The organism is Pedobacter chinensis (assembly GCF_003339865.1).
Taxonomy (GTDB): domain Bacteria; phylum Bacteroidota; class Bacteroidia; order Sphingobacteriales; family Sphingobacteriaceae; genus Pedobacter; species Pedobacter chinensis.
The window spans coordinates 213,716-236,937 of sequence record NZ_QPKV01000003.1 but is presented as its reverse complement, the minus strand read 5'-3'; the positions used below and the strand labels follow the sequence as shown (position 1 = coordinate 236,937).

Below are 23,222 nucleotides of genomic sequence, written 5' to 3'. Positions count from 1 at the left end.
TATTAGTCAATTAAAATGTAACATTAAGACCTAGTGTAAACGTTTTAATATTTGGGATATCATTATCAGTCAATCCGGTAATTGCCGATTCAGGATCCATTCCTTTGTGCTTGGCAAGAGTAAAAGGGTTTTCTGCCATGAAGTATAACCTTACATTAGATAAATGAACGCTTTGCAACCAATCTTTCTTCAACGCATAGCCCAATCCTATGTTTTTAATTCTCATATATGATCCATCATATAAGAAACGGGTTGATTGACTGTTTCCTAAATCCGTATTATTAATTACAAATCTTGGTACATCAGTGATATCGCCAGGTTTTTGCCATTGGTTGTAAGTATCAACCGATAGTTGTTTACCAACAGAACCGCCGCTGTGCATCAGGTTTCCATAAAGCGTATCGTATATTTTTCCTCCTGTAGAGAAATAAGTAAATACACTTAAATCAAATTGCTTATACCTAAAAGTGTTGTTGAAACCTCCGGTAAATTTCGGTAATGACGAACCAAAACCATCGTATCTGGTTGCTGTCGACCATGTTTTTGTAGTAATTTTATTTCCCGTAGCAGGATCATCCATGTACCACATCGGCCTACCATCAGCGGGGTCGACACCAGCGTATTCCCGCAAGTACCATTGGTATCTGTCTTCTCCCACTTTCCATCTTTTGGTTCCATCAATAACCTCATTTTGAGTCATTTTATTGATCTTGTTTTTATTAGATGTGATGTTGAATGATACATTCCAATCGAAATCTCTTGTTTTAACCGGGTTTCCGTTTAATAAAACTTCCACGCCATAGTTATCCATCGATGCTAAGTTTGTAGACAGTGAATTGAAACCTGTTAAACGCGATAAGGGCTGATCGAACAAAATCCCTTCAGAGCCACGTTTGTAATAAGAAACCTCTCCACTTAATTTGCCTCTGAACAAAGCGAATTCTAAGCCGATATCAAGTGTTGAGTTTTGTTCCCACTGCAAATCAGGATTAGCCAGCTGCACATAATTTATACCCGATTGGCCTTCATAGTTTTTACCTAATCCATATAAGCCCTGTGCTGCATAGCGGTCAATTCTATCATTACCCGAAGTACCGTAACTTGCCCTTAATTTTAATTCATCGATCCAGTTAACATCTTTTAAGAAATCTTCTCTTCCAATTCGCCAGGCCCCACCAACTGAATAAAATGTACCGTATTTTTTATCAGCGCCAAAAACAGAAGAACCATCTCTCCTCAAACTTCCGGATAAATAATATCTGGTATCATAATTATACTCTAAACGGGAGAAATATGATGATAATCGTTTTTGAGTATAGTAAGATTGTGTAGTATTAGGCGTAGATGCAGCAATTAATTCATTTGTACCAGGAAAAGGAAAACCTGTAGCCTGGGCATAAATATAATCTTGTTTAGTGCGGTATGCTTCCTGCCCCAATAATACATTAAAGCTATGAAGGTTGAAGGTTCTGTTATATGTTAAAGTATTTTGAAAAGTTAAAGTAATATCTTCTCTGGTATAACGATAAGCACGACCTCTAACACTCACGCCATCGCCATGCTCCATGTTGTAAAACTGACGTTCCCGATTGTTGATATAATCAACCGCAAGCATGCTTTTTGCCGTAAAATCTTTTAAAAATTTAACTTCGGCAAAAGGACTTGACAACACTCTCGATGTTTTGGTATTGTATTCATTCAGTTTAGATAAACCAACGGGATTAAAATCAGGTGTAACCGGATTAATATAACTATAAACCGGATTACCGCTGGCATCAACCACTACATTTCCGCTGGCATCTCTAACGTACAAAGGATAAATGTTCGCCGTTTGATCTGCAAAGTTTACCGGATTGTCTGAACCGGTACTTCCTGCCGGTGTATTTTGCTCGGTACGGGCCAAAGTGTTATTAATACCTATTTTCAAGAAATCGGTTACATCTGTATTGATGTTAAATTTACTGGAGTAACGGTTGAAGTCTGAACGGATTACAATACCGTTTTGCTCAAAATATCCGCCAGAGATAAAAAATTTAGTTTTCTCATTACCTCCACTTGCTGATAAATCGATGTTTTTAGTAACACCTCTGCGCAAAACTTCATTCCGCCAATCGGTATCATAAAGTAAGGCTGCGCCATTTGCCAGTACACCATTTGCAGCATACGGATTAGCAGTGTTATATGGATTAACGACCAGTTTGGCATTCGTTAAAGAGTTCGCTGCTGTTGCCGCCGCATCTGGTGCTAAGCCAGCTGCCAGGCGTTGCGCATAATAAACGTCCCAATAGGTTTTATAATACTGTGTAGCATCCATTACCTTATGTTTTTCTACCGCCTGATAAGAATAGCCTCCGTTTGAGGTTACGCTTAACTTTGTTTGGCCTGCCTTACCTTGCTTGGTGGTAATTAAAACCACTCCATTGGCAGCTCTTGAGCCGTAAATTGCAGCTGCAGTTGCGTCTTTTAAAACTGTTATTGAAGCAATATCATTTTGATTTATGGTTGATAAAACATCCGAAGTTTGGGCAACTGAACTCAAATCTCCATTGGTAATTGCGATACCATCAACTACATACAAAGGTGTGCTGGATGCTGAAAATGAACCTACACCACGAATACGAACGGTTGAAGTTGCACCTGGCTGGCCTGATACGCTGGTTACCTGAACACCTGCCGCAGCACCTTGCAATGCTTTTTCAAAAGATGTTACAGGACGATTTTCTAACACATCGCCATTAACTACAGAGGCCGAACCGGTAAAATTCTCCTTCTTTACCGTGCCGTAACCAATGATCATCACATCTTGCAAATTTTTAGCCGATGAAACCAAACGAATGGTAAGATCTTCTCCTGTTATTTTTACTTCTTGCTCGGTATAACCAACATAACTCAAGATTAAAGCCTGAGCATTTGAAGGAGCCGAAATTGAAAAAGTACCCTGCCCTGTGGTTTGTACAACCTGTGTAGATCCTTTTATTTTTATTGATACGCCAGGCAACGGTAGTCCATCATCGGCGTCAACTACCTTTCCGGTTATTGTTTTATTTTGCGATAATGCATTAAAATAAGACAAAACCGTTACCACTAAAATTAATAGTAATTTTTGTTTCATGTTCTTAACGAAATAGTTAGTGAATAATTAGTTTTTTTAGTTTTCAGCTGGGAAGCATGAAACCAAATCAAACCGCAATTTAGAGCTAAGGCAAATCCTAAAATGTGCGAAAAACACCAATTTTGTTTATAAGAAGGTTATAAAAACAAAAAAGCAAACTCCAATCCTGGCCGTTTGCTTTTTTAATCATTATTAACCTAAACAGGATAAAACTTCTACAAAAATTTGTCCTGAAAGTGCATCAAAATTAGATTTTACCGCTTATTTAAAATATGCGGAAATCACTAATTTATATTTTAATTCAACCTGCTTTTTTTATACTTCAAAGGTGTAATGTTGAATGTGTTTTTAAATAACCTGATAAAAGAACTTGAACACTCAAAGCCTACCAAGCCAACAATTTCGTTTAATGAATAAGATGTTGTTTGCAATAAGTTTTTTGCCCTGTTTAACCTCAGTTGCATTAAAAACTGATATGGACTAATTTCGTAAGCTTCTTTAAATGTTCTTAATAAATGGTTAACAGATAAGCAGGCATGGTCTGCGATATTTTCTAAAGTTATATTTTGATTGTAATTACTGCTGATATATTCTTTAGCCAGTGTTAATCTTTTAAGTACTTCTTCTTTAGTTTTGGTTTTAATAAAAGATAATTTATCCAGTTTCTGGATTACCTCTTTATTATAGATTTTATAGTAATTCAACAAACAATGATACATATACTCATTGATCAGCATTTCGTCGTTTAAGCCTTTATCTATCTGATTTTTTAAGTGAAGAACATTAAAGCGCATATCTCCCGCGAAAGGATAAAGTGATTCTATAAATACAGGTCTATCATTTGATTCTTTACAGTCAAGCAAAAATTCATTATTATTTGAAAATGTATTGTGAAAATCGGTTATAAATCCTTTTCCAAATGAAACAGATAATGTATTTACCGGCGTGATAGAATCTATCTTAGCGCTGTAATGAGTTCCTTCATTTAAAACAGCGAAGCTATCCGGATATATACTTAACTTACGTTTATTGATTTCGCATGTTTCTGCTCCACTGAACACAAATTTTATAGTGTAATCACTGTTTTGCTGTTCGTAAACCGACTCACAAGTGTGTTCGCTTATTATTTTGTTTTTATTGCTTAACTCTTTAACGTATTTCATGGCCAACGCAATTAATCCTCGTTATAATTTCTTTGTTCTAAAATGACATATTCGTTTCCATAAGGATCTGAAAATGCTGCACTTAATCCTTCGCTTAAATAAACCGGTTTTTTTGAAAACTCAACACCATTTGCTTTTAACCTGCAATAATCTTCTAACACATCGCTGCTGTTAAGAATCACTTGCCTTGTTTGGTTAGCATGCTTTGCTTCAGTTAAAAAAATGCTGATGTTACCATCTGGTTTAACCAAAATGCATTGTTCTTTTTCAGACAAAAAACCTGGCTCAGTGACCATCCCCAAGCGATTTCTAAAGAAATCATTTGCCTCTGTAAGTCGGGCTACCTGAACATAGAAAAACTTAGAAGGGTGGTTCATAAAATAATCCAGTTTGTATGGTGTAAAATTAAACTGAATATGAACCTAAAGAATCCCCCAAAAAGGGTGGTTTTCGCATTATTTTTTATTGGAATATTGTTAATGATCTATTTACTGATAATATTATTAGTGTAAAATATGATTTTAGGCCTTGAACGGCCATCACGTTTTAAGCCGTTCGTTTATTCAATTCAAATAAACCGTTTCTCTTTAGCTGTTTTTATTGCCTCTGATTTAGAATTCACATCCAGCTTGATGTAAATGTTTTTGACATGGCTGCGTACCGTTTCCTGATCTATAAATAACTCATTGGCGATTTGAGATTTCGTTTGCCCGTTTGCAATCCGATCTAAAATCTCTGTTTCGCGTTTTGTTAATGGCGAGTTTAAATTCTTTTGAAATGAGTGCATCACAATTCTCGCCACATTTGTACTCATTGCACCACCACCTGTGCTTACCTCACGCACAGCATCAATAATTTTTGCTGAGCTTGAATTTTTGGTTAAATATCCTCCTGCTCCCATTGTCAGTGCCTCAAAAACCAATTCAGGAGAATCGAAAACGGTTAAAATGATAATATTTGAATTGGGCAACATTTTTTTTATAAAAGGCAAAGCCTGCAAGCCATTGGTGCCCGGCATTTGTATATCAAGCAAAATCACATCGGGGTGATCTTGTTCCAGTTGTTTTTTTGCCAAATCATAAGATGCGTATGAACTTACAACCGAAAACTCTTCAACGTCTGACAGCAAGGATTCATATCCCATTCTTAGAATATCATCGTCTTCAATTAAAACAATTCGTATATTTTTGCTCATTATATAATTAGTTTATTGTAAGACGTTCTTGCTCTTAATTTGTAACAGGAATTCTGGTAGAAATTGTGGTGGTGGTACCTTTTCCGATTATTGATGATATTTGAAATGTTGATTTAATCCTTTTACACCGGGTTTGGATATTTTTAAGTCCTCTCCCTTTTTCTACTGCTTCCAAATCAAATCCTTTTCCATCATCAGTGGTTAAAATATTAATGGTTTCGTGTTCAGATTCAATAACCATGATTAAAACCTGCTTAGCTCCTGAATGCTTTAAAACATTGTTTAACATCTCTTTAAAAATTAGGGTAAGATTTCTGTTAAACTCCATAGATAAATGCAGTTTCTGATATTTAGCCAGCACACCATCCATTTTAAAATCGACACCCGTATTTTGAAATAAATCGATGCCGAAATTTTTGATATGCATTAAAATTTCGAAAAGATTATCGCTTTGTGGATCCAGCGCCCAAAGAATATCCTTTGTACCGGTATAAAGCAAACTGGCATTTTCTCTTATTAAACGAATAAGCTCTTTTTGCTCTTCATGACCAGAATCAACCTTTTTGTCTAAAATTTCAGATAATACATTTATCCTGGTGAGTTTATTCCCAATGTCATCATGAAAATCCTCTGCAGTTTGTTTCCTTATTTTATCTTGTTCCTTTAATTTTATCTTTTCCAATTGGTGCTTTTTCTGTTCTCTGGTTTTAAAAATCAAATAAAAAATTAGCCAGATCAGAAATATGATCACAAGAAAGGCCATTACCTTGAACCATATTGTATCGTAGAATGGTGGAACAATTGTAAAACTGAATTGCTCAATGTTTGACTTTGCTCCGTTGGCTATAGCATACACCTGAAAAGTATAGCTTCCGGGCCTTATGGTAGAATATTCTATTTCAGTATTAGGAACCGGTTTACTAAAGTCATTATCAACACCAACCAATTTATAGCGATAAAGCAAACTTTGCGGGTTGGTTAAAAAAACACCTCGAAAACTAATTGACAGATGATTCTGACTGTAATTTAGTTTATGAAAATGATCTCCGTTTTTATTCAAATCAATGGTTAAATCTTTGGATTTGTCATTTCTGTGAAATATGTTAACCTGCTGAATGTGTATGAAAGGATTTTGTTTGCTTTGATTAGGAACAGTTGTTTTACACTGCAACAATCCAGTTATCGTTCCTACCAAAATGCTGTTTTTGTAATTTAAAATCGCATTTTGATTACATTCTAATATTAAAGGATTATCTCTAAAAACTTCATAAACGTTGTTCTGCCTGTTAAAGGTAAGCTTGTTAATTCCCCGGCCGGTACCAACCCACAAGTTGTTTTGATGATCAATGGCCATGCTGTAAATATCATTTGAATTTAATCCATTGGCTATAACATAACGTTTAACTTGTTTTGTTTTAGTATTCCATGTTACTATTCCATCACCTAAAGTTGCAAACAGCAAATAATCTCCATGTTTTATAATGCTTAAAACAAAAGTTCCGGTAAGTAACCCGATTTTAAATTGTTTATCTACCTTTTTGTTCCTGATCAGGGTTATACCGGTAGATGTTCCGAGCAAAACGCTATCTGCACTCAGTGGGTAAATACAAGAAGAATATCCATCAAAACCCGATATTTTTTCTGACTTGCCATCTTTTAAATAAGTTGCTGTTATGGGTCCGTTAATCCAAACACCACCGGCCTGATCTTCTGCAATAGAGCTGTTATCCAATCGTTCAGGCTTTAGGATCTGATGGAATTCTTTTCCGTCATATTTCCAAACACCATTTGCATAAGCTGAGATCCAAATATTTTTTGCCTTATCGGCATAAACAAAAAAAATCTTTTTATTTTTAAAAGCCGGAATATTTATGTTTTCAACACTTTTACCATTGTATTTAAAAATTCCTTTATTAAATGTTCCGATCCACAGGTTATCGTTTTTATCAGCAGCTAAACCACTTACCGGATAGGCAAGATTTTGCCCTTTAAACTTATCGTACCTGATATAGGCGTCACCTTCATATTTATAAATTCCATCGCTAAAACAAGATACCCATACGTTATTCTCTGCATCGCTGAAAATTTCATCTACCTGATTATCGCTTAATCCATTTTCACCATTAAAACTGGTTACAGCACCATGTTTATTAATCATATAGGCTCCTTTTTCTGAACCTATCCACACATTGCCTTTGTTATCCTGCTCAATAGAATAATAGCTATCGATTCGGTTGTCTTCAAAAAACACAGCAACTTTTCCAGATTCTAAAACGAATACACCACTTTGACGGGTTAATAAGTAAATTCTGTTTTTAACTTTCCTGTCGAAAAGAATCTTTCTTACAGAGTAACTCTTAATTTCATGAGGGAGGGCTTGAAACAGCGACCAGCTATTGCCTTGAAGTTTATAAATTCCGTTATCATGAACTGCGGCATATAAATTGCCTTCTCTATCGGCATTTAAAGTGGTTATTGATTTATCAGCTATGGAATGAAAAATCAGTTTGCCTCGTTCAATTTTAAAAAGTTTGCCATTGCTTATTCCCCAAACTCTTCCATTTTTATCTTTATTTAAACGGGAAACACCCTGTCCGGAAAATAATGTGCTTATTTTTCCGCGTTTTAGAATATTAATCCCGGCCTCGGTGCCGAAAAGCATTTGATTTTCGTTATCCTCAACAATGCTGTTAACTGAATTGGAACTCAATCCATCTGCCTTGCTGTAGGAGGTAAAATCCTTGCCATCAAAATTACTTACTCCGCCATAAGTACCTAACCAAAGTGTTCGGTCTTTTGCCTGGTAAACAGCCATAACCTGCGATTGAGGCAAGCCATCTTTCAGGTTGTAATTGGTAAAATTATAGCTTTGTGCAGATAGCTTTAAGCTAAAAAGCAAGAGGAAAGGAATTATAATTTTTATCTTATTGATAAACAGATTGCTACGCATGTTAATACAAAATAAATATAATTCCTTTCAAAAGCTATCCCCCGAAATGGGGGATATTTTTATGCGTTGCCCATAAAAGGATCGGTTATTGTTATTTCTCCCGTTTCTACCTTACCTGCGTAACGATGATTGAAAACATTATTTCCGGTTTGCCGGATACTAAAATCGTACCAATGGCCATTTTTTGATAATTTCAACGGAATGTCAATACTTGATTTTGGCTTTATATTCAAACCTTGCGTTGCTGCTTTATACTTATTATCAATAATTTGAATATTCACAGCTGCAGTGCTTTTATTTTCAATAGAGAAAACCAAATTCCCGGTAAGTTTTTTACTTACCAATCCGCTTTGCTCATAATGGGCCTTGATGTTAATCGAAGGATTTTTTTTACTCCCCACAAAATGCCTGTAAAATCCATTTGGTCCTGAAATCCGGAAGTCATAAATTTCGTTATCAAAATCTTCGATACTGATTTTATCTTTTAAAACATCGCCAGCCTTCACTGCATATGCCCAGGTTTTTCCGGCCACTCCTTTAAAGTTGGCAACGGTATTCATATTAAACGGCGCCCCCACATTTTCAATTTCATTTCCAAAAAGTGTTTTGGCTGATTGGAAAGTAAACTCAAAGTGGTTATTAACTAAATTTCCATCAACCATTAATTGATAAGGTAAAGCACAGGCAGGCTTGGTTCCGTTTTCTTGCTTAGGTGCATGCACTGAAGTTTGGGCAGAAAATGCTTCAAATTTATTGATCTTGCCAACTTCGTTTTTGTTTAAAGCAGTTGGTCCGACTTGTGCGGGTTTATTTTTGGCATTACCGATGCTTGTTACAACAGCATCACGTTTTAAAGGTTCGGGAGATTTGATTTCTTCGCCACTATATGGCCTGAACACCGATGTTAAATCGCCGCAAATATTTCTTCTCCAATCGCTGATGTTATTGCTTTTAATGTTTTTTCCTGTTTTCTTACTCAACCATTTCTCCATAAACATTAAGGATGAAGTGTGATCAAAAACCTGAGAATTTACAAAACCACCCTTGCTCCAGGGAGATGCAATAATTAACGGAACCCGGTAACCCAAGCCGATTGGACTACCCTTTCTGCCTTCGAAATCAACTGCATAATTTATTCCATCAGATACTTTTCCGCTAGAGGGATCATCGGGATTTGGCACAACAAAGGGTGGTTGATGATCAAAATAACCATCATTTTCATCATAGGTTAATACAAAAATTGTTTTTTTCCAAACCTCTGGGTTTTTGGTTAAAATATCAAGGGCCTCACTTACATACCAGGTTCCATAAAGTGGAGAGCTGGTATGATCAGAAAATCTTTGTGGAGCAACCAGCCAGGAAACCGTTGGCAATTTTCCACTATCCACATCTTTTCTGAATTGATGAAAGATGTCGCATTTCGGAACATTTATTGTTTCAGATTTGCCCTGATCATTGGTAAAAGTGAAAGGTGCTAAGTCTAAATAATCCTTTTCGCTGATATTGGTTTGAAATGCTTTATCGATCAGTTTTTTTTCTCTTTCTGATAATTTGTCATATTTCGCCTGAACCTCAGCCGCGGTTAACGCCGGGTTAGTTGTGGTATCTCCATTCTTTCTGAAATATGCAGATAACTTCACATGGTGTCGTTTTACATATTCTATTGGATTATCTCCGTAATTTCCGCACCAATCATCAATTTCTCCTTCAGGAAGCTTTGATGTCCAAAGTTCATTTTGATAAATTCTCCAATCGATGCCATTATCTTCAAGTATTTCCTGAAAGGTTGGCCAATCTACAAAAACATTATTTTGAGATTCTGCCTGGTCATTATTAACTACTGCAATGCGATTGGCATTTTTTTCTCCTCTTACTGTTCCTGTAAAAAAGAACAGTCTGTTTGGCGTAGTTCCGGTTAGCGATGAGCAGAAATGTTGATCGCAAATGGTAAACGCATCGGCAAAAGCATAATAGAATGGAATGTCGTTCCGGTCATAGTAAGCCAAAGTCATTGGTGTTTTTACGGGTATCCATTTGTCATACCGTCCACCGTTTCTGGCAGCAACCTGATCATTCCACGAATGAGGCAAACCACCTTGCCAGGTAATTTTGGTTTTGTTGATATCAACATGAAACGGCGCATAGGTATAGCCTTGCCCATCTTTTTGCAGCCAAACCTTATTTCCATCTGGCTGAATGTGTGGATGCGGGTCATTAAATCCGCGAACACCCTTCATTTTCCCAAACATGTGATCAAATGACCGGTTTTCCTGCATCAGGAATACGATGTGCTCTGCATCGTAAAAAGTACTGCCGGGTTCGGCATTAATTGCCATGGCCTTTAATACCGAGCTGGGCAAAGTATTGGCTATACCCGTGGCACCGGCGAGCAAAGCCGCCTTTTTTAAAAATTCTCTACGTGAGTCCATAATTATACAAAATAGCTTAGATACTGCAAGATAGGTAAAAAGTCAAGAATCCTAAATGGAGATATCAGCGCATTCGATATAAAAAAATCGAGAGAAAGGTTTGTATGCAGTAGCGGTTGGTTGCTCACTTACAAAAATAAAGTCAGCGGCAAACCAAGGTACAGCACCCGTAGGTTAGGGATTCTTCATTCCTCAGAATGACAGACACATTCCAGCTTTGTCATTCTAAACGCAGTGAAGAGTTGCGAAGCATATGGAATAATCTCCTGATAATGAATTTTAACTTAAGTTCCTAAGAAAGAATATCCCGCAGATTTAAGAAAATTACGCAGGCTATTTTATCTGCGTAATCAGCGGCATCTGCAGGAAACACCTGAATAATCTCCTGGCGATGGAACACAAAACTTTAATAATTACAATACCCTTTACAAAAACAATTCAGCGGTAAACCAAGGTACAGCACCCGTAGGTTTGGGATTTACTCGTAGCTGCTTCGCGGTCACTGCGTTCAAAATAACAATTATTTTTTTCCTTAACTTAATGACATTGGATCCCTCCTTCGCGGGAATGACGACAATACTTTTATTCTTTTTCAAAAACCCGCACGTAATCGATTTTCATTGTAGCAGGGAAAATAGTTTCATCAACGCCTTTTTTACCACCCCAACCGCCACCAACGGCAACATTTAAAATAATATGAAAGTTTTGATCGAAAGGCCAATCACCAGATCCTTTTCCAGTGTTTTTAAAAGTTAAATATTTTTGATCATCAACAAAAAAATCGATTTTATCTTTAAACCATTCTACCGCATAAACATGATAATCATTATACGGGTTTATTTTAACGCCTTTGCCAACCTGAGTATGGATCACATGGTTAAATTTTTCAGTATGAACGGTTCCGTAAACGCTATCAGGTTCGTAGCCAACATGCTCCATGATATCAATTTCGCCACTTTTTGGCCAGCCTCCATATTTTGCCTCAGTTGGTAGAGCCCAAATTGCCGGCCATAAACCACGTCCTTTTGGCAAAATTGCCCTTACTTCTACCCTGCCATATTTAAAGTCGAACTTGTTTTTAGTGACCAATCTGGCTGAAGTGTAATGGTTGCTTTCTTTATCAGCTTTTACCACTGTAATGTTTAAGTTTCCTTTTTTAACTTTAGCATTTGTAGAATCAGCTTCAGTATAATATTGCAGTTCATTATTTCCCCAACCTTTTCCACCTACATTGTAACTCCAGTTTTTAGTTAAAGGCAAACCAGCATCATCAAACTCATCGCTCCATTTTAATTTCCAACCTGTAGCTACCGGTGTTTTCTTTATTCCTTCAAAAAGCAATTCAGGTTCGTTGGTTGTAATATATTCTACCTGATGAGCCAGCAACCACTGCATTTCTGGTGCTGTATTTACCGTCCAGGCATTTACTGTTAGGCCTAATTTGTGCGCATTTTCTATCCAGCCATCTTTTTGATAAACGCTGTAATGATAATCCACACCCGTTAATTTGTCAGCTTTCATTTGTTCAGCACTTATATCGCCTTTTAAATAAGCAACTTTTGCTTTTGGTAATAACTTTATAACCTCTTTGCAATAGTCATAATCGAAACTGATATATTCTGTCCAATCCACAACACCCAGTTTTTTAACCATTTCGATACAGGCATTGGTAACGGCTATTCCACGCTCTTTGCTTATTAATGATGGTTTGATTTCCAGAATCAATTTGGTTGATCTTTGTTTTTTACCAGCCAGTAAATAACTTTCAAGCGTAGGTATTTTTTCTCCGTTGCTCAGGCTTTTGGTTAGCAGATCTGCATAATTTACCTTCTCAATCGTTAAACCTTGAAATTCTGCATCATGGTTTACAACTAAAACTTTATCCAAAGTCATCCAAACATCAAATTCAGATCCATAACAACCCAGGCGAACAGCTTCATTTAGTGATGCTATTGAGTTTTCAGGGAATTTATTTTTCTTCCACGCTCCCCGGTGAGCAATAACCTGGTTTTTGTTCCAGTTAAATTTTTGAGCAAAGGCTGTGGTAAAAATTAATACCATAAACATTAAAGTAAATACTCGTTTCATATTTGTTTTTTGTTAGGGAATCAAAAGTAATTTTTTAAAACGAAACAAAATTAAACTTAATGTAACCATTTTATTAGCAAAAACAAAAGCTTATGCAGTTGGGTAAGCTTGTCAATCATTAACTAATTAACCATTCTTTTATCAATTATTAAACTCTATTTGCTTTAAAGTCTTTTTCTACTCCGGCAATTTGCATTTAAGCCATCCCGATTTAAAAAAACAGATGTATCCGATCTATCATTGATTTTTTTACTTTAGAATTTATACCATAGTGAAATTATTTGAAATAAAGACGTTACCTTAATATGGGTTACTTTTAATTGATAGGAACAATTTTTACATTTACAGTGATATGGTAAGCAATAATTACAGCGATTTACTGAAAAAGATAGATGAATTTATCCGTAAATTTTATTTAAATAAAATTTTACGGGGAAGCATTTATGTTGCTGCAATACTTCTGGCGCTGTACTTACTTGTTTTCCTTAGCCTCTATTATTTAAATCCTGGCGCTCAATTTAAAACCTTTATCTTCTTTTCCTATTTATTGCTTGGCTTATTGCTGATTGGTTTTTTAATCATCAAGCCTTTATTCTCCATGTTGAAACTGGGGAAACATCTGTCTTTTGATGAAGCATCAATAATCATTGGAAATCACTTTTCTGATATTAAGGATAAACTGTTGAACACTTTGCAACTCCATGAACTGGCAGAAAATTTTCCCGAAAATAACCAATTGATTTTAGCCAGCATAGATCAGAAAATAACCGAATTAAAACCTGTTCCTTTTTATACAGCTGTTAGGATAAATGATAACCGGAAATATTTAAAATACTTATTTATCCCCCTTTCCATCATCTTATTAATCGGATTGATTGCACCCGCAATTTTGCGTGAGGGAACGAATAGTTTTTTTAAATACGATGAATACATTGCTCCTAAAGCGCCTTTTAGTTTTTCAATTTTAAATAAAAGTTTAACCGTTACGCAGGGCGATGATCTGACCATAAATTTGAAACTCTCTGGCGATGAATTACCTGCTGAAGTTTATGTAGAGGATGGCAAAAATACTTATAAACTTGAAAAAGAAAACATCAGTAAATTTAATTACAGCATCAAAAATATCCAGAGCGATAAAAAATTGATTTTCAAAGGTGCCGGGTTTAGCTCTCCTATATTTATTGTTAGTGTTAAGCCCCGCCCTGAATTATTAAATGCAACAGCAACTTTAAATTATCCAGCCTATTTAGGCAAAAAACAAGAAGTAATTTCTAACGTTGGCGATATGCTTTTGCCTGAAGGAACCCGTGTTATCTGGAACTTTAAAACCGGACAAAGCAACTCACTTTTATTCATTTTAAACGGCACCGAAAATATTTTAAAGGTAGCAGAAAATAAATCTGCCTTTAGCGCTACGATTAGAAATCATTCAAAGTATAGCATCACGCCGAAAAATGAATTTGTAACATTAAAAGATTCGCTTTCCCACCAAATCACTGTAATTAAAGATCAATCGCCCACTATTCAGGTTGAAGAAAAGCCAGATTCGTTAAGTAATAAGGCTTTTTATTTCAGCGGACAAGTAACTGATGATTATGGTTTTAGCAGATTGAGTTTCAAATATAACATCAAAGAAAATAACAAAGTAATTAGCACGGTTACCAGGAATATTGCCATAAAAGCAAATGCAACAGAAAATACATTTTTCTATTTCTGGGATTTGAAAGCTATAACTGCAAAACCAGGACAAGAAATTGAATACTATTTTGAAGTAGCTGATAATGATGGTGTTAATGGGTCAAAAATTACACGTTCGGAAATTAAAACTTTTAAACAACCCACTAAAAAAGAAACTGCAGAACAGATAAATGCGAGTAATCAGGCACTAAAACAAAAAATACAATCGGCAGTTCGTTTGGCAAACACCATCGAAAAGGAAAGTAAAAAAGTTGCAGAAAGCCTGATTGATAAAAAACAAATTTCGTTTGAAGATAAAAAGCAAATTGAAGCTTTATTGGATAAACAGAAACAATTGGATGAAGCTATAAAAGAAATTAAAGCACAGAATGATAAAAACATTCAGCAACAGGAAGACCAAAAACAAACGGAAGAACTTTTAGAGAAACAAAAGCAGATCAAGGATTTGTTTGATCATGTGCTGGATGATAAAACCAAAGCACTTTTGCAGAAATTGCAAAACCTGATGAATGAGCGGAACAAAGATCAAACGCAGAATGAGCTTTCAAAAATGCAGCTGGATAATAAAACGCTTAAAAATGAATTGGACAGGATTTTGGAACTCTACAAACAATTGGAATTTGAGCAAAATCTTCAAAATGATATAGACCGTTTAAATGAACTGGCTAAAGAACAAAAAGAGTTAAGCAAAGAAACTGCAGCTAAAAAACAGGATAACGAATCGCTTAAACAAAAGCAGGATGCTTTGAACAAGGAAATGGACGATTTGAAGAATGATTTAAAGAAGCTTGAAGAAAAAAATCAGGCTTTAGAAAAACCAAACCCATTTGAAAACCCTGAAAAAGATGTGCAGGATATTCAAAAAGAACAGCAAGACAGTAAAGACGCCTTAGATAAAAAAGATTCGAAAGGCGCCAGTCAGAAACAGCAGAAAGCCGGCGAGCAGATGGAAAAGTTATCGAAAAAGATGAGCGAGATGCAGCAACAGGGCGAGGAAATGGAGAATAACCTCAACGCTAAAGAGCTACGCCGTTTGCTGGAAAATTTGCTAAATACTTCATTTGAACAGGAAAAAGTAATGCTTGCTTTAAGGAGGATGAATCAGGCTGATCCATCTTACACCACCAACGTGCAGAAACAACGCGGTATTAAGGATAATCTTAAAACCATAGCCGATAGTCTGTATGCTTTAAGTAAACGTGTTCCTCAAATCGAATCGACGGTTAATGAGGAAATGAACAAAATTAATTTTAATCTGGATAAGAGTTTAGAGAATCTGGGTGATAGAAGAACAGCAGAAGCAAATCGTTACCAGCAGTTTACCATGACATCAATTAACAACCTAAGCCTGATGTTGAGCGAAGCATTAAATCAATTGCAGAATATGCAAAAGAATGCTAAAGCTGGTAGTGGCAAGAAACAAAAACAAAGCATGAAACAGCTTTCTCAAATGCAGGAGCAGTTGAATAAAAGCATGCAGAAAGCAAGAGAACAGATGCAAAAATCTGGTGACAATCAAGGTACCGTGGGTAAGGGACAAATGAGTCAGGAGTTTGGAAAGATGGCTCAGCAACAACAAATGATTCGGCAGGCTTTGGAAAAGATCAACCGTGAAGAAAATAAAGATGGTACTGGAAAAATGGGTAACCTGAACGAGGCCATTAAAGAAATGAAACAAACGGAGAGCGACTTAGTTAACAAACGCTTACAGCAAGAAACTTTAAACAGACAGAAAGAGTTGTTAACCAAGCTTCTAGAAGCAGAAAAGGCAGAACGTGACCAGGAAGAAGATTCTAAACGCGAAAGTAAGGCGGCCAAAGAATTTCCGCCATCTTATCAGAAAATGCTTGATCAGTTTAAAAAGCAGCAACAGAATGGAAGTGATATGTTACAGAAATTACCTCCTTCATTGAATTATTACTATAAGAATAAAATTGCTGAGTATTTAAAATCATTGAGTATGGCGCCATAAGCTAACGTATTGTCATGTTTGACCCATTGCGAAGCCATGAAGTAAATATTTTCAACATCCTTCCTGCTATGCGTTCGTGCTATTAAGATCCTGAAATAAACAGCGCAGCCCTCTTGAATACCAATAAAAACTTAAAAACAAATGAAAAATTCAGAATGATGACCGTTCATGTATGGTGTTTTAAGTATTTGTCTAGCCACCTCGTTTAAGCGCCTGGTCTAGCCACCACGTCATGCTGACCTGTAGCGAAGCGGAAAGCTACGAAGTAAATTTATTTCAGCATCTTTCCTGCTATATGCGTTCATGCTATTAAGGTCCTGAAATAAACGGCGCAGCCCTCTTGAATACCAATAAAAACTTAAAAGCAAATGAAAAATTCAGGATGACGACCGTTCATGTATAGTATTTTATACGTTATGTCTAGCCTTCACGTTAAGCCCCTGGCCTAGCCACCTCGTTTAAGCACCCGGTCCAGCCATCCCTTCATGCTGTTAAGGTCCTGAAATAAATGGCGCAGCCCTCTTGAATACCAATAAAAACCTTAAAAATTAATGAAAAATTCAGGATGACGACCGTTCATGTATAGTGTTTTATGCGTTATGTCTAGCCTTCACGTTAAGCGCCCAGCCTAGCCACCACGTCATGCTGAACTTGTTTCAGCATCTTTCCTGCCAGATGATTACTAAACCAATGATAATTTTTTATCGAACAACAAAGAAATGAGTTTAGGATATTGGCTATTCTTGGTTTGCGGCTTGTTTATATTTCTTAAATTTGCATTCTTAAATAAATCCAAGATGCCTGCAATTTCATTTTTTACAGAATCAATTCGTTATAATCTTCCTCAAAAACTGAAAATTAAAAAATGGATTAAAGCTACCATTGAAAAAGAGGGTTTTGAATTGCAGGAACTCAATTTCATTTTCTGTAGTGATGAATATTTATTGGGCATCAATCAGCAATACTTAAACCATGATACCTATACTGATATCATCACTTTCGACAACTCGGATGAGGAAAAACAAATTGTCAGTGATATTTTCATCAGTATTGAACGCGTTAAAGAAAATGCTAAAACATTTAAAACCAATGATTTTGATGAGGTTTGCCGCATCATGATCCACGGAACATTACACTTACTTGGTTACAAGGACAAAGATAAAGCAGCCAAAACTTTAATGACTCAAAAGGAAGATGAATATTTAAGTTATAGAAGTGAAGTGGGATTGGTTTAGCCGTTCGATATCTTGTTAATCTAAGGGATAATTCATTTTGCTTCGCAGCCACTTCGTGGTCAAAAATCAATATAAATGACGTTGAGATTATTCAGGTATTTCCCGCTGATTACGCAGATAAAAATAAAGTCTGCGTGATTTTCTTTCTTTAAGAACTTAAGTTAAAATTCGTTGACAGGAGATTATTCATTAATAAAGTTATTTTTAATTATATTCATGCTTATTTCGCAGGTCTTCACTGCGTTTAGAATGACAAAGCCCGATTTGAAATGGTTGCTACCACAGAACCAATAATAAATTCCTTGCGCTCATTCTCCGTCTACCCAGAAAATTGCTTTCCAATCAATTTTTTATTCCTGTTCGTCTAATAGTTAAGCCTGTTCGTCGATAATTACTTCATGCTGGTATAATACACCAAAATCCGTTGCAACGTTTTGCCTCTGTTACAGTCTTATATTCAAAACAATAACAAAAAGATTTAAAAAATTAAAATATACAGTTATGAAAAACTCTATTAAAACATTATTCGCAGCAGCTTTAACAACAATCATTTTAGGTACTGCAAGCGTTACTTCAAATGCAAACGAAAACAACAGTTACTACACCAAATTAACTTCTGTTAAAAACATCACCAAAATTAAAATCAGCGGAAATGTGAAATTGGTTTTGGTTCAGGATGCTAAAGAAAGCGTTGAGGTTTACGATAATTACTTCTCAAAAAATGCATTGGTACAAGAGCAAAATGGTGAGTTAAGAATTAGTTCTTTTACTACAGAACCTTTAACAGTAATTGCTCATGTTAATAATCTGTCCGTTATCGAAGCCTCAAATACTTCAAGTGTTAAAACTTCAGGAAACTTCAACTTGTTAAACTTAAATGTGGTTTTAAATGACGAGGCAAGTGCAGATATAAATGCCAACACCGTGAATTTGAAAACAAATATTAATGGTACTTCAAGTTTAGCATTAAGCGGTTCTACCGAAAATTACACTGCAGTTTTAGGCTCAGTTGCCAAAGTTAAAATGAATGATTTCACTGCGGTTGATACTAATGTAAGTACTGCACCTGTTGCAAATTACAGTGCAAACAGATACGAAGATATTAAAGTTGATCTTTTAGAATCAATTTTCTAAAGATTGCAAAAAGATAAAGTTTAGTTTTAGTTAATGATTGAAACAGCGGCGGAGCGAGTCCAGCCGCTGTTTTCGTTTGCTTTTTTTTTGCCGCAGATTTGCAGATTAAAATTAGCTCAATTTTTGAGGATTAAAATCTGTTAATCAGCAACAACTATAACATCAGTATTCTGCCATTTTTAACGGATACAAACCCCTTTGAATCAATCTATACACCCTACCAAATAATTTATACTTACTTTTGCACTAATTTTCCTTTATAAATCCGAAATACAAAAAAATTGAGCACACTAATTGCGGCAGAAGGCTTAGGCCATGGTTATCATGACGAATGGCTATTTAAAAATTTAACTCTTGGTATTAATTCTGGTCAGCGTGTAGCGTTGGTAGGAATTAATGGTGCGGGTAAGAGTACACTTTTGAAATTACTTGCCGAAAAGTTTCCACCTCTTGAAGGTAAAATTGTTAAAAATAAATCTGTTAAAATTGGATTTTTAGATCAGGAACCTCAATTCAACGAAGGTTATTCTATCAGTGATTTCATTTTTTCTTTGGAGAATAAACAACAACAACTCATTAAAGAATATGAGGAATTGATCGAAAACCCTAATCCGGATGAAAAAACACTTAATCGTTTGTATGAAGAATTAAGTGAACATAATGCGTGGGAATACGAACATGAAATAAAAACCATTTTAAACAGAATGGGCATTACTCATCTTCAGCAAAAAATAGCCACACTTTCAGGCGGACAAAAGAAACGTTTGGCGCTGGCGAAACTTTTAATTGAAGATCCTGAAATTTTGGTATTGGATGAACCTACCAACCATCTGGATATTGATACCATTGAATGGCTCGAGAAATTGTTAACCACTGGACAAAAAACAATTCTGTTGGTTACACATGATCGTTACTTTTTAGATAATGTTTGTAATACCATTGTTGAATTGGATAGAGGAAAAATTTTCAATTACAATGGAAATTACGCTTATTTTTTAGAGAAAAAAGCAGAAAGAGAAGCGCTGGATGCAACTGTTTTACATAAGAACCAACAGCTATTAAAAAAAGAACTGGAGTGGATGAGGCGCATGCCACAGGCCAGAGCAACCAAATCTCAGGCAAGAATCGATGCTTTTTATGATTTAGAAGAAAAAACCAAGAAAAAGTCTGATAATCAAAGTGTTACCCTTAAAATGAAGATGTCTCGTCAAGGAGGTAAGATTATTGAACTGGAACATATTACAAAATCTTTTGATGGTCGTTCGATTATTAATGATTTTAGTTACACTTTTAAAAAGGGAGATCGAATTGGTTTAGCTGGTAAAAATGGAACGGGTAAATCCACCTTATTAAATATCATTACCAGTAACCTGGCACCTGATACAGGTAAAGTAGACACAGGTGAAACCACAGTTTTTGGTTATTATAAGCAAGGTGGTTTGGCATTTGATCCTAAAGAAAGAGTGATTGATGTGGTTAAATCAGATGCTGAATATATTAAAATGGCCGATGGTTCTGTAATTACAGCCTCTGCCCTTTTAACACTTTTCCTCTTCCCACCTAAGAAGCAACATGGAATGGTGGAGAAATTGAGTGGCGGAGAAAAAAAGCGCCTGAACCTGATGAAGGTTTTAATGCAAAATCCAAACTTCTTAATTTTAGATGAGCCAACCAACGATTTAGATATTGATACCTTAAATGTATTAGAAGAGTTTTTAGAGAATTTTCCTGGTATACTAATGCTGGTTTCACATGATAGATATCTGCTTGATAAAATGAGCGATCAGTTATTTATCATGGAAGGTGAAGGAGTTGTAAAAATTTATAATGGCAATTATTCTGAATATCGTTTAAGTTTAGAACAACCGAAAACCAAAACAGAGCCTAAGAAAAACACAGATCCAGTTCCAGAACATACACCAGCTAAGGCTGTAAAAAAGCTAAGTTTTAAAGAACAGCGGGAGTTAGAGGAAAGTGAAAAAGGAATGACTGATACAGAAAATAAAATAGCAGCATTAACAGAGAAATTATTAAAAATAGACGCATCAAACTATATACAAATTCAAGAGATATCCAATGAAATAGAACAACTCAAACTAAAACTTGATGACTATACTATGCGTTGGTTAGAACTTTCAGAATAAATTAAAGCAATTTCACAGCTGTTCACACGTTATGTTTCACGTGGAACAATTCAAAAATGCTGCTGAATTATTCAGCTTTCATTATAGATTAACCAATTGTTCCACGTGGAACAATTAAAGAAAATACAAATAAAATGTTTTCAAAATACGATTTGATTGTTGTTGGTGCCGGACATGCAGGCTGTGAAGCCGCTGCAGCCGCTGCCAATTTAGGATCATCTGTTTTACTAATCACAATGAATATGGGTACGATTGCCCAAATGAGTTGTAACCCTGCAATGGGTGGTGTAGCCAAAGGACAAATTGTTCGGGAGGTAGATGCTATGGGTGGTTATTCAGGAATCATTTCTGATAAATCGACTATTCAATTCAGGATGTTAAATAAATCTAAAGGTCCAGCCATGTGGAGTCCCAGAGCACAAATTGATAGAATGCGCTTTGCTGAAGAGTGGCGATTAGCTTTAGAGAGAACACCTAATTTAGATATTTGGCAGGATAGTGTAGTAGGTTTATTAGTTAAAGATAATACCGTTTATGGCGTTAAAACGTCATTAGGTATTGAAATAGAAAGTACCGCAGTTGTACTCACTAACGGAACTTTTTTAAATGGTGTAATGCACATCGGGGAAAAGAAATTCGGTGGTGGCAGAACAGCAGAAAGAGCTTCAACTGGTATTACAGAACAATTGGTAGAATTGGGTATGGAAGCAGGCAGGATGAAAACCGGTACCCCTCCACGCGTTGACGGAAGAAGCCTGGATTATACCAAAATGGAAGAACAATGGGGAGATGAAAACCCAAATAAATTTTCGTTTACAGACACCGACGTTTCAACTGATCAGCGTTGCTGCTGGATTACCTACACCAATGAAGATGTTCACGAAACCCTAAAAGAAGGTTTTGAAAAATCTCCAATGTTTACGGGTAGAATTAAAGGTTTAGGCCCTCGGTATTGTCCATCAATTGAAGATAAAATTAACCGCTTTGCTGAACGTGACAGACATCAAATTTTTGTAGAACCTGAAGGATGGAACACTTGCGAAATCTATGTAAATGGTTTTTCTACTTCACTTCCGGAAGATGTACAATTTAAAGCTTTACGCTTAATACCAGGTTTTGAAAATGCCAAAATGTTCAGACCAGGATATGCCATTGAATATGATTTCTTTCCTCCTACTCAATTATCATTAACATTAGAAACTAAATTAATTAATAATTTATTTCTGGCAGGACAGATTAACGGAACAACCGGTTATGAGGAAGCAGCCTGCCAGGGTTTTATGGCAGGTATAAATGCACATCAAAAAATTAATGATAAGCATGAACTGATCATGAAAAGATCAGATAGTTATATTGGTGTATTAATTGATGATTTAGTAACAAAGGGAACAGAAGAGCCTTACCGAATGTTTACATCAAGAGCAGAGCATCGTTTATTATTAAGGCAGGATAATGCTGATATTCGCCTCTCTCCCATTGGCCATGAACTGGGTTTGATTTCTGATGAACGGTTGGAAAAGGTAAATCAAAAAGTTGCTGCAGCTGATGCTTTGGTTAAATTTACCAGAAACCAGGGTATTGAGATGGTTGATGCAAATCCTATGTTGGAAAGCTTAGGTTCAAGCGTATTAAACCAAAATGTAAAAATCCATAGTTTAGTTGGAAGGCCTCATGTTGGTTTACAAGATCTGATTAAAGTAAGTAAACCATTAGCTGAAGCGACAAAAGATTTGGATAATGAAACTATTGAGCAGGCTGAAATAAAAATTAAATACGAGAGCTATTTTGAAAAAGAAAATGAAATTGTAGCAAAGATGTTGAAAATGGAAGACAAAGAAATCAAACCTGATTTTGATTACAACAAAATTGTTTCCATTTCAAAAGAAGCCCGTGAAAAATTATTTAAAATAAAACCACGTACTTTAGGTCAGGCTTCCAGAATTTCAGGTGTTTCACCATCTGATATATCAGTTTTAATGGTTTATATAAGTAAATAACTGATTATCAATAAGTTATTATTAAAAAATATCAATTAAAAATAAAGCGATATAAGCAAGAAAAAATATTTTTTAATGTTATTATTTAAAAAACAGTTAAAATTC

Annotated in this window: 12 protein-coding genes; 5 read left to right on the top strand and 7 right to left on the bottom strand. The window is 35.7% G+C overall.

The window, feature by feature from the left end:
• Positions 1-10: 10 nt before the first annotated feature.
• The 7 genes from DU508_RS06320 to DU508_RS06290 form a co-directional block, all read right to left on the bottom strand.
• Entirely contained in the window at positions 11-3,112 is a 3,102-nt protein-coding gene (locus DU508_RS06320; protein WP_115402002.1) for a SusC/RagA family TonB-linked outer membrane protein, read from the bottom strand.
• 296 nt (positions 3,113-3,408) lie between these two features.
• Positions 3,409-4,275, bottom strand: coding sequence for a helix-turn-helix transcriptional regulator (locus tag DU508_RS06315; RefSeq protein WP_115402001.1), 867 nt, complete (start codon positions 4,273-4,275; stop codon positions 3,409-3,411).
• An 11-nt stretch (positions 4,276-4,286) separates the two neighbouring features.
• Entirely contained in the window at positions 4,287-4,652 is a 366-nt protein-coding gene (locus DU508_RS06310) for a VOC family protein (RefSeq protein WP_115402000.1), read from the bottom strand.
• Positions 4,653-4,843: 191 nt separating this feature from the next.
• Positions 4,844-5,470 (bottom strand): response regulator transcription factor, encoded by a 627-nt coding sequence (locus tag DU508_RS06305; protein ID WP_115401999.1) that lies wholly within the window; start codon positions 5,468-5,470, stop codon positions 4,844-4,846.
• Positions 5,471-5,504: 34 nt separating this feature from the next.
• Positions 5,505-8,420 carry a ligand-binding sensor domain-containing protein gene (locus tag DU508_RS06300; RefSeq protein WP_115401998.1) on the bottom strand — a complete coding sequence of 972 codons (2,916 nt, stop codon included), beginning with the start codon at positions 8,418-8,420 and terminating at the stop codon, positions 5,505-5,507.
• A gap of 59 nt (positions 8,421-8,479) precedes the next feature.
• The gene (locus DU508_RS06295) at positions 8,480-10,849 is read right to left on the bottom strand and encodes a phosphocholine-specific phospholipase C (protein ID WP_115401997.1); all 2,370 of its coding nucleotides are present in this window, start codon (positions 10,847-10,849) and stop codon (positions 8,480-8,482) included.
• Between the two features lie 582 nt (positions 10,850-11,431).
• Positions 11,432-12,937, bottom strand: coding sequence for a glycerophosphodiester phosphodiesterase family protein (locus tag DU508_RS06290; RefSeq protein WP_115401996.1), 1,506 nt, complete (start codon positions 12,935-12,937; stop codon positions 11,432-11,434).
• Positions 12,938-13,289: 352 nt separating this feature from the next.
• Between DU508_RS06290 and DU508_RS06285 the strand changes: the two genes are divergently transcribed.
• The 5 genes from DU508_RS06285 (at position 13,290) to mnmG (ending at position 23,117) form a co-directional block, all read left to right on the top strand.
• A complete protein-coding gene (locus DU508_RS06285; protein WP_115401995.1) occupies positions 13,290-16,607 on the top strand; it encodes a DUF4175 family protein in 3,318 nt (1,105 codons plus the stop codon).
• 797 nt (positions 16,608-17,404) lie between these two features.
• Positions 17,405-17,842: an rRNA maturation RNase YbeY gene (gene ybeY / locus DU508_RS06280; protein ID WP_115401994.1), complete on the top strand. Its 438-nt coding sequence runs from the start codon at positions 17,405-17,407 to the stop codon at positions 17,840-17,842.
• Positions 17,843-18,343: 501 nt separating this feature from the next.
• Complete coding sequence (locus DU508_RS06275) at positions 18,344-18,976, top strand: GIN domain-containing protein (RefSeq protein ID WP_115401993.1); 633 nt, start codon at positions 18,344-18,346, stop codon at positions 18,974-18,976.
• 281 nt (positions 18,977-19,257) lie between these two features.
• Positions 19,258-21,120 (top strand): ABC-F family ATP-binding cassette domain-containing protein, encoded by a 1,863-nt coding sequence (locus tag DU508_RS06270; RefSeq protein ID WP_115401992.1) that lies wholly within the window; start codon positions 19,258-19,260, stop codon positions 21,118-21,120.
• Positions 21,121-21,254: 134 nt separating this feature from the next.
• A complete protein-coding gene (mnmG, locus tag DU508_RS06265; protein ID WP_115401991.1) occupies positions 21,255-23,117 on the top strand; it encodes a tRNA uridine-5-carboxymethylaminomethyl(34) synthesis enzyme MnmG in 1,863 nt (620 codons plus the stop codon).
• Positions 23,118-23,222 lie beyond the last annotated feature (105 nt).

Coding starts and splice junctions, on each gene's coding strand:
- DU508_RS06275 (WP_115401993.1), top strand. CDS start 18,344: ATGAAAAACTCTATTAAAACATTATTCGCAGCAGCTTTAACAACAATC.
- DU508_RS06290 (WP_115401996.1), bottom strand. CDS start 12,937: ATGAAACGAGTATTTACTTTAATGTTTATGGTATTAATTTTTACCACA.
- DU508_RS06285 (WP_115401995.1), top strand. CDS start 13,290: ATGGTAAGCAATAATTACAGCGATTTACTGAAAAAGATAGATGAATTT.
- DU508_RS06310 (WP_115402000.1), bottom strand. CDS start 4,652: ATGAACCACCCTTCTAAGTTTTTCTATGTTCAGGTAGCCCGACTTACA.
- DU508_RS06305 (WP_115401999.1), bottom strand. CDS start 5,470: ATGAGCAAAAATATACGAATTGTTTTAATTGAAGACGATGATATTCTA.
- ybeY (WP_115401994.1), top strand. CDS start 17,405: ATGCCTGCAATTTCATTTTTTACAGAATCAATTCGTTATAATCTTCCT.
- DU508_RS06300 (WP_115401998.1), bottom strand. CDS start 8,420: ATGCGTAGCAATCTGTTTATCAATAAGATAAAAATTATAATTCCTTTC.
- DU508_RS06315 (WP_115402001.1), bottom strand. CDS start 4,275: ATGAAATACGTTAAAGAGTTAAGCAATAAAAACAAAATAATAAGCGAA.
- DU508_RS06320 (WP_115402002.1), bottom strand. CDS start 3,112: ATGAAACAAAAATTACTATTAATTTTAGTGGTAACGGTTTTGTCTTAT.
- DU508_RS06295 (WP_115401997.1), bottom strand. CDS start 10,849: ATGGACTCACGTAGAGAATTTTTAAAAAAGGCGGCTTTGCTCGCCGGT.
- mnmG (WP_115401991.1), top strand. CDS start 21,255: ATGTTTTCAAAATACGATTTGATTGTTGTTGGTGCCGGACATGCAGGC.